Below are 15,577 nucleotides of genomic sequence, written 5' to 3'. Positions count from 1 at the left end.
TCAGCCGCGCCCTGCTCAAGGACTACAGACTCCGTTGAACGGGTGATGCGTCCGGCGGCGAGCGGGTCCATGCCCGGGCCCACGCCGTCGGCGGGCGCGGTGTCCGGCCCGCGACGACGGCGTGCGCCTCACCGGTCGGCCGGTGCCCCCTCCCGGCTCGGGAGCGCGATGACGGCGGATCCGGGCATGACGTTCGTGTCCCGCTGGTTGGTCGCCCAGGTCTCCACGCGCACGACATGGTCGCCGTCGGCGTCGATCTCCTTGGCCACCACGCGGCCACCCAGTCGCACCACGTCCGAGAGGTATACGTGGCTGCGGTACTGGCCGTGCAGGGCCTTGAGCGTGCCGTCGTCGCCCATCCAGCTGGTCAGGGAGTGGATCTGCCAGCAGGTGCGCTGGATGCCGACGTCGTAGGCGATCTGGGCGCCCTGCAGGCGGGCCGCGTAGTCGTTGTAGTGCACCGAGTAGACCGGTTCGAGGGCGTGTGTGTTCGGATCGCGGAACGCCCATTTCGGGTGCTTGTGGTAGCGCCGCAGCGCGACCCCGTGCGCGGACAGCCGGGGAATGGGAGCGGCACCCGCGGCGATGTAGGCGATGAAGTCGGTCAGCCCGATCGGGCCCTTGGTGATGACGTCGATCTCGTCACCGACGGCAACGTCGTCCCAGTAGCGCGGCTCCGCGCCGCGGGGGCGTTCGGCGAGGACGTCCGCCTCGATCGCGGTGAGCTCGCTGTCCGTCCACGGGTGGGGCAGCTCGATCTTGCGGGAGTCGCGCCGCTTCTGCATCTCGCCGCGCTCGAAGCGCATCCGGGAGCAGATGAAGGTCGCGACCAGTTCGCCATGCTGGTTGCGGTACTCCTGGCGCAGGTAGTCCTTGATGCGGCGGCCGCCGAAGTTGCTGTCGGTCGGCCCGTCGAACCCGTCGAACACCACGGTGGCTGTGATCTTGTCGTCGAGTCGGATCGGCCGTTCGAAGGTCATGGTCGTCTCGGCGTGGAACCCGCCCAGGCCGCGCCATCCCACCTGGACGGAGCCGAGGCAGGCGAAGACGAAGCTGGGGGGAGCGACGATGCCGCCGTGCCGCGTCCCCGCCGCATAGTCGGCGTCGGTCCACAGCGGGTTGTCGTCACCTATCCCCTCGGCGAAGCGCAGGATGGCGAGGCGGGTCGCGTACTCGTTGTTGACGCAGGCGTCGGTGCGCAGCTGCGTCCCGATCAGCGCCCGCATTTCCTCGAGCAACTCGTCGGTGAATGTGCCCAGCGCCAGTTCTCTCGCGATGCCGTCGGTCTTTTCCTCGTGTGTCGTCGTCATCTGCTCCCAATCTGCGTTCGTGCGGAGTGCGTGGGTGTGGTCCGGTGGCCTGGGGGCTTCGACCGGCTGGGGGACCCGGGCCTGGGTGGCCGCTGCGACGCCGCGGCCATGGATGGAGGACCCCACGCCCACGGGTGCGGTGGCGGTCGAGCGGGCGACTCCCTGTGCGGGGCCCGCGGAAACGGGACGAAGCCGGCTGCTCCCCGGCCGTCGGGTCGTAGCCGGCGGCGCCCGGCCTGGCCCGCGGGCATCGAGGTGTTCCACGCCGGCAGGGTGGGTGGGCGGATCCGGGGCCCGCGGGCGTGAACGGACGAGCCGCCGTGCGCCGTGACCGGAACGCGGCCGACCGCGGCCCCGGTGGACGGCCTCGACGGACGGCATCGACCAACCCCCTCGCTCGTTCCTAAATCAGAACGTCGGGTCGCCATTACGGATACTTCCACCGTGTGGCGTGGGTGTCAACGCGGTCGGGGGGAGGTCCGGTCCGAGCGGGTGGCTCGCGTGGGGCTATTGACCACCCGTGGTGGCGCGGCTAATTTCCCTCCAGAGTTCCTGATTGGAGATGCTAGTTCGTATATACGAACCGATTGAGTCGCGGACCGTGATGCCGCGGCGCCGGTCGTGGTCTGAGCACGACCCCGCCAGGGCCCTGTCCCGGTCCATGACGAACAGCCGAGGAGCCCCGGCTACCGGGTCGGGCCGTCTACATGGCGGATGGGTCGGGGTGAGGAGCCACCCGCCGGGAAAAGGAGCGCCCGCCGGGTGTCCACCTGGCGGCTGGTGTGCAATCCATAGAAGCCCGGAAAGAGCCTGTCGAAGGTAGTGAATAGATAGGTCAGATCCGGCCCATCCGGGTCGCCCGACAACTCGCGGAGTTTTCCTGATGACGCTACAAGACGTGCCTGCGCCGGGTCCCGCCACCGACCGGTCTATCGCCAGCGAAAATGAGTCGGATCCAAAGAAGATGCGCAGGGTCGCCCTGGCAAGTTTACTGGGGACCGTCGTAGAGTTCTACGATTTCGGTATTTACGCCACCGCGGCGGCCCTGGTCTTCGCGGACGCGTTCTTCCCGGCCTTTGGTGGCAATGGCGGTACCATTGTGTCGTTCGCGACCCAGGGAGTCGCGTTCGTCGCCCGCCCGCTGGGGGCGATCCTGTTCGGGCACTTCGGTGATCGGCTCGGGCGCAAGCGGACTCTGATCTTCACGATGTCGCTGATGGGCGTGTCCACCGTGCTCATCGGCGCGTTGCCCACGGCGGGGAGCATCGGGGTCGCGGCACCCATTCTGCTCGTCCTGCTCCGCGTCGCGCAGGGCATCGCCGCCGGCGGCGAGTGGGCGGGTGCGACGCTGTTCACCTCCGAGCATTCGCCGAAGGGCCGTCGCGGCTTCTGGTCCATGTTCACCAATCTCGGCGGCGCGCTCGCGAACATCCTCGCCCTGTCCACGTTCCTCGCCGTGGCGCTCTACATGAGCGAGGAGACCTTCACGTCCTGGGGATGGCGCCTCCCGTTCCTGGGCAGCTTCGTGGTTATCGCCGTCGGTCTCTACGTGAGACTGAGGATCGAGGAGACCCCCGCGTTCGAGGCCGAGGCGAAGCGTCAGCGCAGTAGCCGCGGGCTGCCGTTCAAGGAGGCCGTGGTCAACCAGTGGAAGGAGCTCCTGCTCGGAGCGGGCGCGTTGGTGACGGCCTTCTCGCTCGGCTACATCGGGATCGCATACCTGACCAACTACGGCACTGCCACCCTGGGCCTGAGTCGACCCGAGGTGCTGACGGCCGGCATTGTCGGCAATGTTGTGAATGGTTGCGCGATCATCTCGGGCGGCATTCTGAGTGACCGGTTCGGCCGTCGGCGGGTCCTGCTGGCCGCCAACACCGTCGGCATCCCCTGGGCGCTGGTCCTGTTTCCGCTGCTGGACACGGGCACACTTACCGCCTTCTGGATCGGGATGGCGGTGACCTTCCTGATCGCCGGTCACGGATTCGGCGTCGCGGGGTCGTTCCTGTCTGAGCTGTTCCACACCCGCTACCGCTACACCGCGGCCGGGCTCTCCTACAGCCTCGCGGGCGTTGTCGGCGGCGCGGTACCTCCGCTCGTCGCCGCCAGCATCATCGGAAGCCACGGCGGATTCGTGTTCGGCCTGTTTCTGGCCGCCTACTGCCTGGTGAGCCTGCTGTGCGTACTGGCTCTGCGGGAGACCGTCGGCGACGAATTGATCGAGACGCCCGCGGCGCAGCAGGGGGTGACATCGTGAAGCTGACAGTCACAGCTGTCTCGGTCGGCCGCGTCTTCGGCCTCCAGAAGGCCGCGCTCACCTACCTCCGGGGCTGGGGCGAGACCCTGGACATCCCGCTGATCATGTTCGTGATCCAGGGTGGTGCCACTCCGGTGATCGTCGACACCGGGGCCGACCTGAGCCGGGCCTGGGAGCACCACCGGATCAGGATGGAGCAGACGCCCGAGGAGCGGCCCGACGCGGCGGTGCGCGCGCTGGGCATCGACCCCGATGAGGTGGGTCTGGTCGTCAACACCCACCTGCACTGGGACCACTGCTCCAACAATCATCTGTTCCCCAATGCCCGCATCGTCCTTCAGCGTCGCGAGATCGATTTCGCGCGGAAGCCGGTCGAGTGGCATCGACGCCAGTTCGAGGCCGTTCCCGACCTGGTCCCGGCGTGGCTGCGTGCCGAGGACCGGATCGACGCGATTGACGGCGACACCGACCTGGCGCCGGGGGTCTCGGTGGTCGCCCTGCCCGGTCACACGCCGGGTTCACAAGGGGTCGTGGTCGAGGCTGAGACGAACCGCTACCTGCTCGCGGGTGACTGCGTCGATCTGTACGAGAACTGGGCGGGCGACGCGGAGGCCGACCGCATCCCGTCCGGCTTCTTCACCGATCTCGTGGCCTACGAGGAGAGCGTGCGGCGGATCGAGCGGTTCGGCTGCGAGGTGATCCCGAGCCACGACCCGCTGGTGGTCGAGCGTCGGGTCTTCCGTTGAGCGCGCGCCGCCCTGGGCGGTTGCAGGTCGTCAAGCGCCTGTCGGCAGTCCGAGTTTGTTTGCGAACAAGTCCGTCGAGCCGAATACGCGAGCAGACGGGCAGATGACCATTGCCGAGCCCCGTCGGCCGCATGGCCCGCGTGGACGGCGGAGAGAGGAAGCGGCGATGAGCGGCCCGATCCCTTCGTGGGGACGCGATGTCACTGTCGAGCAGGTAGGCGGCGTCCCGTTCCGAATGTACGAGCCGCGGGCGCGGAGGCTGGAGTCCCTGCTGGACCATGCCGACCGCTGGGCGGGCCGGGCCCACGCCGTGCAGGGCGACGTGCGGCTCGACTTCGGCGACCTCGTGCCCGCGGTCGGTCGCAAGGCGGCCCAGCTGCGCCAGCACGGGGTGGGCCGGGGGGACCGGGTCGCGCTGCTGGGCTGGAACAGCCCGGACTGGGTGGTGAACCTCTGGGCCACCTGGTGGCTCGGCGCCGTTCCGGTGCTGGTCAACGCCTGGTGGAGCACCCGGGAGATGGAGCACGCCTTCACGGCGCTCACACCCGTCGCCGTGCTGGCCGACCGCCGGCTGGAGCACAAGGTGCCGGCCGGGAGTCCCGTCGCGCCGTGGCTGATGGCCGACGCGGTCGACGGCGCGCCGCCTGAGCGTCCCGACAGCGACGACGAGAACGAGCCCGCCCTGATTCTGTTCACCTCCGGCAGCACCGGATTCCCCAAGGCGGTCGTGCTCTCGCACCGCTCGATCATCTCCGGCCTGCACTCGCTGCTGAGAATCACCAAGCGGCTTCCGCAGGAACTCGAGGGCGCGGCGCCCAGCGTCGCCCTGCACACGGGGCCGCTGTTCCACATCGGCGGCGTACAGACCCTCGTGCGGGGGGTCGTGGTCGGCGAGACCCTGGTGTTCCCGCAAGGCAAGTTCGACGCACACGCGGCGATGGACCTCATCGCCGCGCACGGTGTCACCCGCTGGAGCGCCGTCCCCACCATGGTCAGCCGGCTGCTCGACGCCCAGGCGCAGCGGCCGGTCGACCTGCACAGCCTGCGGTCACTGACGCTGGGCGGTGCCCCCGCCCACCCCAGTCTGTACCAGCGGATCCGCGACGAGCTGCCGTCCGTCCAGGCACGCGTGGCCACGGGTTACGGCCTCACCGAGAACGGTGGGCAGGCCACCGCGGCCAGCGGCCGCGACACCCGTGACCGGCCCGGCTGCTGCGGTCTGCCGCTGCCCACCGTCGAGATCACCTTCGGTGACCGGGCACCGGGCGGGGACGGCGAGGTCCTGCTCCGCGCCGCGTCGCAGATGCTCGGCTACTACGGGGAGGCGTCCGGCCCCATCGACGGCGACGGGTGGCTGCACACCGGTGACCTGGGCTACCTCGACGAGGACGGCTATCTCTGGGTGACTGGCCGCAGCAAGGACCTCATTCTGCGTGGGGGCGAGAACATCGCGCCGCTGTCGGTCGAGCGCGCGCTGGTCGGCGTGCCCGGCGTTCTCGATGCGGCGGTGATCGGCCTGCCGCACGCTGACCTGGGGGAGGAGGTCGCGGCGGTCGTGGTGGTCGACGAGGCCACCGCGGGCCGGCCGGACCTAGCGGAGTACGTCATCGAGGTCCTGCGCTCGGACCTGGCGTCCTTCGCGATCCCGACCCGGTGGCGCTTCCAGACCGAGGAACTGCCGGTGCTCGGGTCGGAGAAGATCGACAAGCATGCGCTCGCCGCGGAGTTCGCCGCCGAGGCCGCCGCTTCCCGGTGAGCATCCCGGCCCCGGTGCGCGCCGCGTCGGCGCGCACCGGGGCCGGGTACGGCTGCGGCACGACACCCCTGCCGAAGCAGTGCCGACGAAACAGCGCCGGCCAAACAGTGCCGGCCAGAACTGAGTGCGAGGAGAGGCTGTGTCGCGTTCCGCGCTTGTCATCGGTGGCACCGGGCCGACCGGGCCGGGAGTGGTGCGCGGACTGCTCGACCGCGGCTTCGACGTGACGATCCTGCACGGCGGCCAGCACGAGGTCGAGCTGCCCGCCGAGGTCCGCCACATCCACACCGACCCGCACTGGCCGGACACGCTCGGCGCCGGCCTGGGCCGGGCGGAGTTCGACCTCGTGGTGGCTCAGTACGGGCGGCTCGCGGTCACCACGCAGGTCCTCGCCGGCCGCACCGACCGGGTGGTTGCCGTCGGGGGTGCCCACGGCTCCCTCGCGCACGCCGCCGATCCGCGCTGGGGAGCGCTGGGCCGGCCCGCCCTGCCCCCCGAAGAGGCCGAGCACCTGGAACAGGACCCCGCACACGGCACGCTCGCGGTCAGGATGGCCGCCGCGGAACAGGCCCTGTTCGACGCCCACGCGGCGGGCGCGTTCGCGGCGACCCTCCTGGCCTATCCCGTGGTCTACGGCCCGCGGCAGGTCGCGCCGCACGAGTGGTGCATCGTGCGGCGGATCCTCGACGGCAGGCGCCGCATCGTCGTCGCCGACGGGGCCATCCGCATGGAGACCAGGCTCTACACCGAGCATGCGGTGCATGCCGTGCTGCTGGCGGTGGACCACCGCGCGGCCGCGTCCGGGCGCAAGTTCGTGGTCGCCGACGACAACCTGTTCACGATGCGCCAGCGCATCGAGTTCATCGCCGCCCGGCTCGGCGTGGACGTGGAACTGGTCGACATGCCCTACCCGCTGGCGACCCCGTGCCACCCGTACTGGCGCCACGGGCCCGACCACCGGCTGCGCGGCAACGCCCGCAGCCGGGCGGAGCTCGGCTATGCCGACACCACCCCCGCGGCGGACGCCCTCGGCGCGACGGTCGACTGGCTGGTCGAACACCCGCCCGTGCCCGGCGGTCCGGAGGAGAAGCGGCTCGGTGACCGGTTCGACTACGCCCATGAGGACGACCTGATGGAACGCTGGGCCGCGGTGCGCCGCGACTGGTCCGATGACGCGGACCCGTTCCGGCCGGCCCACGCCTACCGCCACCCGCGCCGCCCCGACGAGACGTGGCACGCGGGCGGTACGGCCACGACGTAGCCGTTGCGGCGTGCCGTACCGGCGTAGCTCGCACCGGTGCATCTCGTACTCGTGGAGCTCGTACTGATGGAGCTCGTACTCATCGAGCTCGTACTCATCGAGCCCGTACTCATCGAGCCCGTACCGCCCGCCTGAGCAGCACTGCTCAGGCGGGCGGTACGACTCAGGAGTCGGCGATGGTCGCGACGTCGAGCACGAACCGGTACCGGACGTCGCCGGCACTGAGGCGGTCGTAGACCTGGTCGAGCTCCTTCGCCGCGACGACCTCCACCTCGGCCCTGATGCCGTTCTCGGCGCAGAAGTCGAGCATCTCCTGCGTCTGCGGCATGCCGCCGCTCATCGAACCGGCCAGCACGCGCCGGTTCGTCAGCAGCGTGTAGGGGTCGATGCGCAGCGGCTCGTCGGGCACGCCGAGGTTGACGAACGTGCCGTCCAGGTCGAGCAGGTCGAGGTGGGAGGACAGATCGTAGTTCGTCGGGACCGTCGACACGATCAGGTCGAACGAGTCCCGCAGTGCGTCCAGATCGCCGGTCGTCCGGTAGTCGTCCGCCCCGAGGCGCTCGGCGTCGGCGCGGCGGTCCTCGGTGAGTTCCAGGACGGTCGTGCGCGCGCCGAGGGCGTGGGAGATCTGGACGCCGATGTGCCCGAGCCCGCCGAACCCCAGGATGCCGACCCGCCTGCCGGGGCCCGCGCCCCAGCGCCGCAGCGGCTGGTACATGGTGATGCCCGCGCAGAGCAGGGGCGCCGCGGCGTCCAGCGGCAGGGCGTCGGGGATGCGGGCGACGAACCGCTGGTCGACGACCACGAGTTCGCTGTACCCGCCCAAGGTGGTTGCCCCGTCGCGGCCCACCCCGTTGTAGGTCAGCACCTTGCCGCGGCGGCAGTAGGACTCCTGCCCCGCGCGGCAGGCGGGGCAGTCCCGGCACGAGTCGACCAGGCAGCCGACGCCCACGTGGTCGCCGGTGGTCAGCCCGGCGACCTCCGCGCCCACCTCGCGGACGATGCCGGCGATCTCGTGACCGGGCACGATCGGATAGCGGGTGTGCCCGAACTCCGCGCGGGCGTGGTGGACGTCGGTGTGGCAGACCCCGGCGTAGGCGATGTCGATCAGCACGTCGCGCGGGCCGACGTCGCGGCGCTCGACGGTGATCGTGCTGAACGGTGCCGTCGGGCCGCTCATGGCCCGGGCCTTTGCGGTGATCACGATGACTGCCTCTCGATGGCTCGCCGGGTCCGGGGTTCAGCTGATGAGCGACTGGTACTCGAGGTACTCCTCGATCCCGTACCGGCCCATCTCCCGGCCGATGCCCGACCGCTTGAGGCCACCGTGCGGGGCGCGCATGTCGATGGGCGCGCCGTTGATCCGTACGCGTCCGGTGCGGATGCGTCGGCCGACGTCCCGTGCCCGCGCGGGGTCGGCCGCCCAGACCGCGCCCGCGAGCCCGTAGTCGGAGTCGTTGGCGATGGCGACGGCCTCGTCGGTGTCGTCGAACGGGATGATGATGACCACCGGTCCGAAGATCTCCTCCTGGGCCAGCCTGCTGCTGTTGTCACCGGTGAAGACGGTCGGCTGCACGTAGTAGCCCCGGTCGAGGTGCTCCGGCGCCTCCGGGCCGCCGGCGACCAGCCGCAGTCCCTCGTCGATGCCGGTCTGGATGTAGCGGCGCACGCGGTCGCGCTGGGCATCGGAGACCACCGGCCCGAGGGTCGTGGCCTCGTCCAGGGGGTCGCCGATCACGTAGCTCGTCGCCTTCGCCGCGGCGATCTCCTCGGCTTCGGCCAGCCGCCCGCGGGGGACCAGCATGCGCGAGAGGCCGCCGCAGACCTGGCCGGAGTTGCGGAAGGCGTCACCGAGCCCGTCGACGACGGCCTTCTCCAGGTCGGCGTCCGCAAGAATGATGTTGGCGGACTTGCCGCCGAGCTCCAGGGCCACGCGCTTGACCGACCGGGACGCCAGCTCCATCACCCGGCTGCCCGCGCGCACCGAGCCGGTGAGCGAGACGATGTCGATGAGCGGATGGGTCGCGAGCGCCTCGCCGATCTCCGGGCCCGTCCCGCTGACCAGGTTGAATACGCCCCTGGGCAGGCCGGCCTCGGCGGCGGCCTCGGCGAACAGGAAGGCGCTCAGCGGCGCGACCTCGGTGCCCTTGAGCACCATCGTGCAGCCCGCGGCGATGGCCGCGCCCGCCTTGAGCGCGATCATCCGCATCGGCCCGTTCCACGGGGTGATCGCCCCGGCCACACCCGCGGGGATGCGCCGCACGATCGTGTCGTCGAACCGCTCCTCCCACACGATGTCCTTCAGGCTCGCCGCGGCGATGCGCAGGTCGTTGATGGCGGTGGCGGACTGCGAGCCGCGGGCGAGCGTTATCGGTGTGCCGACCTCGCTCACGATCGTGCGCGCCAGCTCCTCGGCCCGCGTGTCGAGGACGTCGGCGATGCGCGTGAGCATGTCGATCCGGTCGTCGACCGTCGAGCGCGACCAGGACTCGAACGCTCGCGCGGCGGCCTGGGCGGCGCGGTCGACGTCGTCGGCGTGGCCACGCGGTAACGTCGCGAGCGGTTCCTCGGTGGCCGGGTTGATGACGGTCAGGGTGCCGGTGCCCGCCGAGCTGACCCACTCACCGTCGATGAAGATCGTTCTTTTTTCGATCACGACTGTCTCCCTTGCGCGAGCACCGCGGGGACGCGGGGTCACATGTACTACCGTGGTCGTATATACGAACAACCGTTCCTCTTGGCGATCGCGACGGTACAGCGCACGGAAACCCGGGTCAATGCGCCTGCCAGCGCTCCGTCCGGTGCGTCACGGTGACCGGGGTGCCGCGCCGTCCATCGCGGCGGCCGGTCCGCCGCGCCTGCGGTTACTGTGCAGGCATCCGTGGCGCAGACCGCCCGTGTGGCCGGCTGCGGCGGGGCTCGGTTCGGGGCTCGTGACGGAAGGACGTGCAGAACGTGGTCGAGGGTCATCGCACGATCACGAGGGTGACCCGCATCCTCGAGGAGGTCGTCTACCGCCCGGGGATCAGCTACGCGGAGCTGACCCGTGTGCTCGAAGCGCCCAAGAGTTCGGTCTACGGGTTCATCCGGGGCCTGCTGGACACCGACTGGCTCGTGGAGCAGGACCACCGGCTCTACCTGGGGCCCGCGTTCTTCAGCCTGACCATCGCCAGCGGCGACGTCCGCGCGGGCCTGGTGTCGACGGCCGATCTCGAGACCCTGCACCGGGAGGCGGGCCTCACCGCGTTCGTTGGCGTCCGGTCCGGCGACAGCCTGCTGTACATCGCGCATACGGGCAGCGACATGATGACCGTGTTCCAGGCGCGATCCAACATCCGGCGCAGCCTCCTGACGACGGCCGGCGGGCGGGCGCTCCTCGCGGCGCTGCCCGCGTCGGAGCTCCAGGCCTACCTGCGGCGGCGGGGGCCCGACGAGGTCGAGAAGGTCGAGCGGTTCCTGGCCGCGCTGTCGGGCATCCGCGAGTCGGGGGTCGCGGTCAGCGTCAATGCCACCAGCCGGCGCACGGGAGTCGCGGTCGTCCTGCCGCACGCCACCGGACGCGCGATCGCGGCGGTGACCCTCGTCGGCGAGAGCGTGCACGTCGACCCGCGGCTGGACGAACTCGGCGAACTCATCAAGTGCCACATCGCGAAGTGGCGCGACCGGTCGGGGGCCTCACCGCGCGAACCGCTGTAGCAGACTGCTACTGGACGTGGCGGGGTGGTCGCGCTGCAGCATACCGCCGGGCAGTGTCGGGAGTGCGGCCCGCCGGTGTGATGGGACGTCGCGCGCCGCGCCAGGGTGCCTCGCCGCGGACGTGTGGCTATACCGCCTGTTGACAGGGTCGATCCGCCGCCCTACCTTTCTGCCAATCGTTAGTACGGTCACACGGTCGTATATACGTCCAGTTGCTGCGTGAAGATCTGCCCGCCGTGGATCGCGAGATCCGTCGGGCCCATTCGCGGTGGTGCGAGTACCACGGCGAGCGGGGTCCCACGCACCGCACCCACGTCCTCTTTACGCTGCCCGATCGACGCGAAAGCCCACCAAAGTAGTAGCCACGGCTGTGTCATGCCGTGGCTGCTTCGGCGACTTCAGGCACGTTCTGACGTCCGCGACAAAGGAGCCACAAATGCCCGCTATGCGACGACTGTCCTTACTTCCCTTACGAAGGTCGTCTTCGTCGCCGAGGCCGCGCCGGACCGTGTCCGCTGTCGCTGTCCTCGCGGTCGCCGGGAGTATAGTCGCGGGCTGCGGGGGCTCCTCGGACAACAGCGCGGGGTCGGACGGGGCGCTGAAGGTAAAGATCATGTCGACCTCGGCGACCTTTACCGACCTCCCCACCGTGGTCATCGTTGCGCAGGACTACTTCAGGCAGGTCGGACTCGACGCCGATGTCAGTTTCTCGAACGCCAGCAATGCATCTCTGATCACCCAGGCCGTGATCTCCGGGGACACCAACATCGGTACGTCCGGTGCAGGCTCGCTGTACAACGCCTATGCCGAGGGCAAGACCGACCTCGTCAGCCTCGGAACCACCAACCCCAGTATCACCTTCGGGCTGGCGCTGAACCAGGAGACGCTGGACACTCTCGCCGAGCGCGGAGTGACACCGGAGTCGTCCGCGGAAGAACGCGTCCAGGCGCTGCGCGGCCTCACTCTTACCTCCTCGCCGGAGGGCTCCACCGGCAACACCTATCTGCGCGTCATGCTCAGCGAGTACGGAGTCGATCCGGATCGCGACGTGACGATCCTTCCCAACAACGACGCCTCCGCCCAGATCGCGACCACGCGGCAGGGCCGGGTCAGCGGGTTCGCCCAGTCGTTCCCGCGGGTCAACTTCCCCGAGGCGGAGGGCTGGGGCGGGCTGTGGCTGAACTGGGCGGTCGACCTTCCGTCCATCCTTCCGCTGGCCTCGCACGAGTACTACACCACCCGCTCCTGGCTGGAGCAGAATCCCGAGATCGCCAAGCGTGTCATGCAGGCCGTGTGGCTCGCCGACCGGGACCTGCAGAACCCGACCGATGAGCTGCGGGACAAGGTGCGGGGATTGCCGCAGTTCGCCAACCTGAACGAGACGGCCTTCAACGCGGGCTGGGAGGTCGCGGTCGGTGCCTACAAGGACGCGTCTCCCCTGACGACCCAGGAGATGTTCGACAACCAGGTCCGGCTCGTGAACCTCAACCGTGACTCGCCGCTCACCTTCGGCTTCGACGACATCTACGACCTGAGCGCCGCGAAGGCCGCGCAGCCGTGACGAGGAGGCGATGATGTCGAAGAATCCGCCAACCGGGAGCGCAGGGCCCGGGAAGACCGCTACCTCGACGGAGAAGGCCCCGGAGTTCTCCTTCCAGAAGGTCAGCCGAAAGTTCCGCTCCGGTGACGGGGAGTTCACCGCGCTCGAGTCGGTCGATCTCGATATCGAGAGCGGCTCGTTCGTCTGCTTCATCGGTCCGAGCGGATGTGGCAAGACCACGCTGCTGAACATGTCAGCCGGGCTGCTGGCACCAAGCGAGGGTGACGTTTACTTCCGCGGTCAGCGGCTGAACGGGGTCAACACCGGGGTCGGGTTCATCACCCAGCACGACAATCTTCTGCCGTGGCGCACCCTGGAGAAGAACGTCGGGATCGCCCTCGAGATCGAGCGGGTGCCCCGCAAGGAGCGCCGCCAGCGGGTCGCCGAGGTGATCGAGCTGGTGGGGCTCAAGGGCTTCGCGCAGCGGTACCCCTCGCAGCTGTCGGGCGGCATGCAGAAGCGTGCCTCGCTCGCGCGGGGCCTGGTGTACAACCCCTCGACGCTGCTCATGGACGAGCCGTTCGGGGCGCTCGACGCGCAGCTGCGGTTCACGATGCAGAAGGAGCTGCTGCGGATCTGGGAACGGGACCGCAAAACCATCATCTTCGTAACGCACGATCTGGATGAGGCTCTTCTGCTGGCAGACAAGGTCGTCGTGTTCGGAACCCGCCCGGGCCGCGTCGTCCACGTGGAGGACGTGCCGCTGGAGCGGCCGCGTGACCTCGCCGACCTGCGGCTCAGCCCGGTCTACGGCGAGCTCTGGGAACGACTGTGGAAGTTGCTGGACCACTCTTCACCCGCCAAGGAGGCATCGTGAACCCGACGCCGGTGTCGACAACAGCCGGAGTGCAGGCCGCAGTGCCGGCCGGGCCGCAGGGCGGCGGCGCGCAGGGCGGTGTGCTGGGCGGCCCCGTGGCGGCCACCGTCACCGGCTTGGATGAGCAGTCGTCCACCACCGCGGCCCGCAAGCCGCGCCGCCCGATGGACATCAAGCGGCTGATCGTCCTCATCTCGCGGGTGGTACTCCCGGTCGGGGTGCTGGCACTCTGGGAGACCGCGAGCGGGGACCCCGCGACCGAGTCGGGCGTGCTCATCGACAGTTTCTACGTCAGCAAGCCGTCCGAGATCTGGTCGGCGCTGACCGGCTGGGTCGATGACGGTGTGCTGCTGGACAGCATCCAGGCGACCGTCATCGCGACGGTGTACGGGTTCGCCATCGGCGCGGTGCTCGGCGTTCTGGTGGGCATCGTGCTGGGCAGCAGCCCGATGCTCGGCGAGATCTTCCAGCCGTTCATCGTCGCGCTCAACGCGGTCCCGCGGCTGGCCCTGGTGCCGCTTTTCATCCTGTGGTTCGGATTCGGCCTGGGTTCCAAGGTGGCGCTGGTCAGCCTCATCGTCTTCTTCCTCGTCTTCTACAGCACCTACGAAGGTGTGCGTGACGTCGAACAGCGCCTTATCGACGTGCTGAAGGTGATGAACGCGTCCAGGCTCACGGTGCAGCTGAAGGTCCGGATACCCTCGGCCGCGACCTGGATCATCCAGGGCCTGCGTGTCTCGGTGCCCTACGCGCTCGTCGCGGCGGTCACCGCCGAGATCATCGGCGCCAACACCGGCATCGGTTATCTGATCCAGCGGTCGGCGGGTAACTTCTACACCGCCGGCGTCTTCGCGGGCATCGCGGTGCTTGTGGTGGTCTCCACCATCATCAACGCGCTCGTGACGCTGCTGGAGAAGCGCCTGCTGCGGTGGAAGCCGCGCAACCTGACCAACGTCGGAGCACCATGAGCCCGCCCGTCGGCTCCGGCCCGCTCGCAGGGACGCGCGTCCTTGAGATCGCGGCCCGGGGCCCCGGGCCCTTCGCTGGCATGCTCCTGGCGGACATGGGAGCGGAGATCCTGCGCATCGACCGGCCGGATCCCCCCGTCCGTCCGCAGGCGCCCGACCACCGCCTGGAGCTGTACAACCGCGGACGGCGCTCCGTGGTCGTCGATCTCAAGCACGGAGCCGGCCCCGAGGTGGTGCTGCGTCTGGTCGAACGGGCGGACGCGATCTACGAGGGGTACCGGCCCGGCGTCGCCGAACGTCTCGGGATCGGCCCGGACGCGTGCCTGCAGCGAAACCCGCGGATCGTCTACGGGCGCGGCACGGGCTGGGGGCAGACCGGGCCCCTGGCGGACAAGGCCGGCCACGACATCAACTACATCGCGCTCGCCGGGGCGCTCGACCCCCTCGGCTACGCGGGCGGGCCGCCCGCCATCCCGCTCAACCTGATCGGTGACTACGCGGGCGGAGGCATGATGCTCGCCTTCGGCATCGTGTGCGCGCTGCTGGAGGCGCGCGGCTCGGGCCGGGGCCAGGTGGTCGACGCGGCGATGGTGGACGGGGCGTCGCTGCTCATGACCCTGTACCACGGACGTCGGATGATGGGCACGTGGAGCGACGAACGCGGCACGAACTACGTGGACTCCGGCGCGCCGTTCTACAACGTCTACGAGACGAGCGACCACCGGTACGTCGCGATCGGCGCGATCGAGCCGAAGTTCCAGCGGGTGCTGTTCGACGCCATCGGCGTGGACCTCGACGGCATCACCATGCCGGTGTCGACGATCGACCGTACCGACTGGGCCGAACTGCGGCGCCGGCTCGCGACGGTCTTCGCGACCCGCACCCGCGACGAGTGGACCAAGCTGCTCGCCGACGTCGACGGCTGCTACTCGCCCGTGCTGTCCCTCGGGGAGGTGTCCGCACATCCCCATCACCAGGCGCGTGACGGCTTCCCGGAACTCGACGGAATCCCCCATCCCGCGCCGGCGCCCCGGTTCGGGCGGACCCCGGCGGCCATCCGGACGGCCCCGCCCAGGCCCGGGGAGCACACCCGGGAAGCCCTGGCGGACTGGGGCTTCACCGACGACGAACTGCAGACGCTGCACCGGGACGGCGCAATCCGGTAGCGG

General features: G+C 69.8%; 12 protein-coding genes. 9 read left to right on the top strand and 3 right to left on the bottom strand.

Annotated features, from left to right (window positions below; translation table 11 throughout):
- Positions 1-128 precede the first annotated feature (128 nt).
- Positions 129-1,310, bottom strand: coding sequence for a MaoC family dehydratase N-terminal domain-containing protein (locus E0504_RS48600; protein ID WP_112105897.1), 1,182 nt, complete (start codon positions 1,308-1,310; stop codon positions 129-131).
- Between the two features lie 883 nt (positions 1,311-2,193).
- On the opposite strand from E0504_RS48600, the gene E0504_RS48595 reads away from it, so the two are divergent.
- The 4 genes from E0504_RS48595 to E0504_RS48580 all read left to right on the top strand — a co-directional run bounded on the left by E0504_RS48595 (position 2,194) and on the right by E0504_RS48580 (position 7,327).
- Positions 2,194-3,564: an MFS transporter gene (locus tag E0504_RS48595; RefSeq protein WP_131627958.1), complete on the top strand. Its 1,371-nt coding sequence runs from the start codon at positions 2,194-2,196 to the stop codon at positions 3,562-3,564.
- Entirely contained in the window at positions 3,561-4,310 is a 750-nt protein-coding gene (locus E0504_RS48590) for an N-acyl homoserine lactonase family protein (RefSeq protein ID WP_112105895.1), read from the top strand. The genes E0504_RS48595 and E0504_RS48590 overlap by 4 nt, the downstream gene beginning before the upstream one ends.
- A gap of 166 nt (positions 4,311-4,476) precedes the next feature.
- On the top strand, positions 4,477-6,066 hold the full coding sequence (locus E0504_RS48585) for a class I adenylate-forming enzyme family protein (RefSeq protein ID WP_131627956.1): 1,590 nt from the start codon (positions 4,477-4,479) through the stop codon (positions 6,064-6,066).
- Positions 6,067-6,205: 139 nt separating this feature from the next.
- Positions 6,206-7,327, top strand: a complete 1,122-nt coding sequence (locus tag E0504_RS48580; protein ID WP_112105893.1) for an NAD(P)-dependent oxidoreductase — start codon at positions 6,206-6,208, stop codon at positions 7,325-7,327.
- Between the two features lie 163 nt (positions 7,328-7,490).
- On the opposite strand, the gene E0504_RS48575 is transcribed toward E0504_RS48580, so the two are convergent.
- Positions 7,491-8,531 (bottom strand): NAD(P)-dependent alcohol dehydrogenase, encoded by a 1,041-nt coding sequence (locus E0504_RS48575; protein WP_200835248.1) that lies wholly within the window; start codon positions 8,529-8,531, stop codon positions 7,491-7,493.
- Between the two features lie 36 nt (positions 8,532-8,567).
- A complete protein-coding gene (locus E0504_RS48570; RefSeq protein ID WP_112105892.1) occupies positions 8,568-9,983 on the bottom strand; it encodes an aldehyde dehydrogenase family protein in 1,416 nt (471 codons plus the stop codon).
- A 299-nt stretch (positions 9,984-10,282) separates the two neighbouring features.
- Between E0504_RS48570 and E0504_RS48565 the strand changes: the two genes are divergently transcribed.
- The 5 genes from E0504_RS48565 to E0504_RS48545 all read left to right on the top strand — a co-directional run bounded on the left by E0504_RS48565 (position 10,283) and on the right by E0504_RS48545 (position 15,574).
- Positions 10,283-11,023, top strand: coding sequence for an IclR family transcriptional regulator (locus E0504_RS48565; RefSeq protein ID WP_112105900.1), 741 nt, complete (start codon positions 10,283-10,285; stop codon positions 11,021-11,023).
- A gap of 613 nt (positions 11,024-11,636) precedes the next feature.
- A complete protein-coding gene (locus E0504_RS48560) occupies positions 11,637-12,584 on the top strand; it encodes an ABC transporter substrate-binding protein (RefSeq protein WP_235013879.1) in 948 nt (315 codons plus the stop codon).
- A 10-nt stretch (positions 12,585-12,594) separates the two neighbouring features.
- A complete protein-coding gene (locus E0504_RS48555; protein ID WP_235013878.1) occupies positions 12,595-13,440 on the top strand; it encodes an ABC transporter ATP-binding protein in 846 nt (281 codons plus the stop codon).
- The gene (locus tag E0504_RS48550; RefSeq protein ID WP_112105889.1) at positions 13,437-14,408 is read left to right on the top strand and encodes an ABC transporter permease; all 972 of its coding nucleotides are present in this window, start codon (positions 13,437-13,439) and stop codon (positions 14,406-14,408) included. Before E0504_RS48555 ends, E0504_RS48550 begins: the two co-directional genes overlap by 4 nt.
- Positions 14,405-15,574 (top strand): CaiB/BaiF CoA-transferase family protein, encoded by a 1,170-nt coding sequence (locus E0504_RS48545; RefSeq protein ID WP_112105888.1) that lies wholly within the window; start codon positions 14,405-14,407, stop codon positions 15,572-15,574. Before E0504_RS48550 ends, E0504_RS48545 begins: the two co-directional genes overlap by 4 nt.
- The last annotated feature ends 3 nt before the right edge of the window (positions 15,575-15,577 follow it).

This window comes from Parafrankia sp. BMG5.11 (assembly GCF_004337455.1).
The sequence above is the reverse complement of the archived record's forward strand: the minus strand, read 5'-3'. Positions and strand labels throughout refer to the sequence as shown.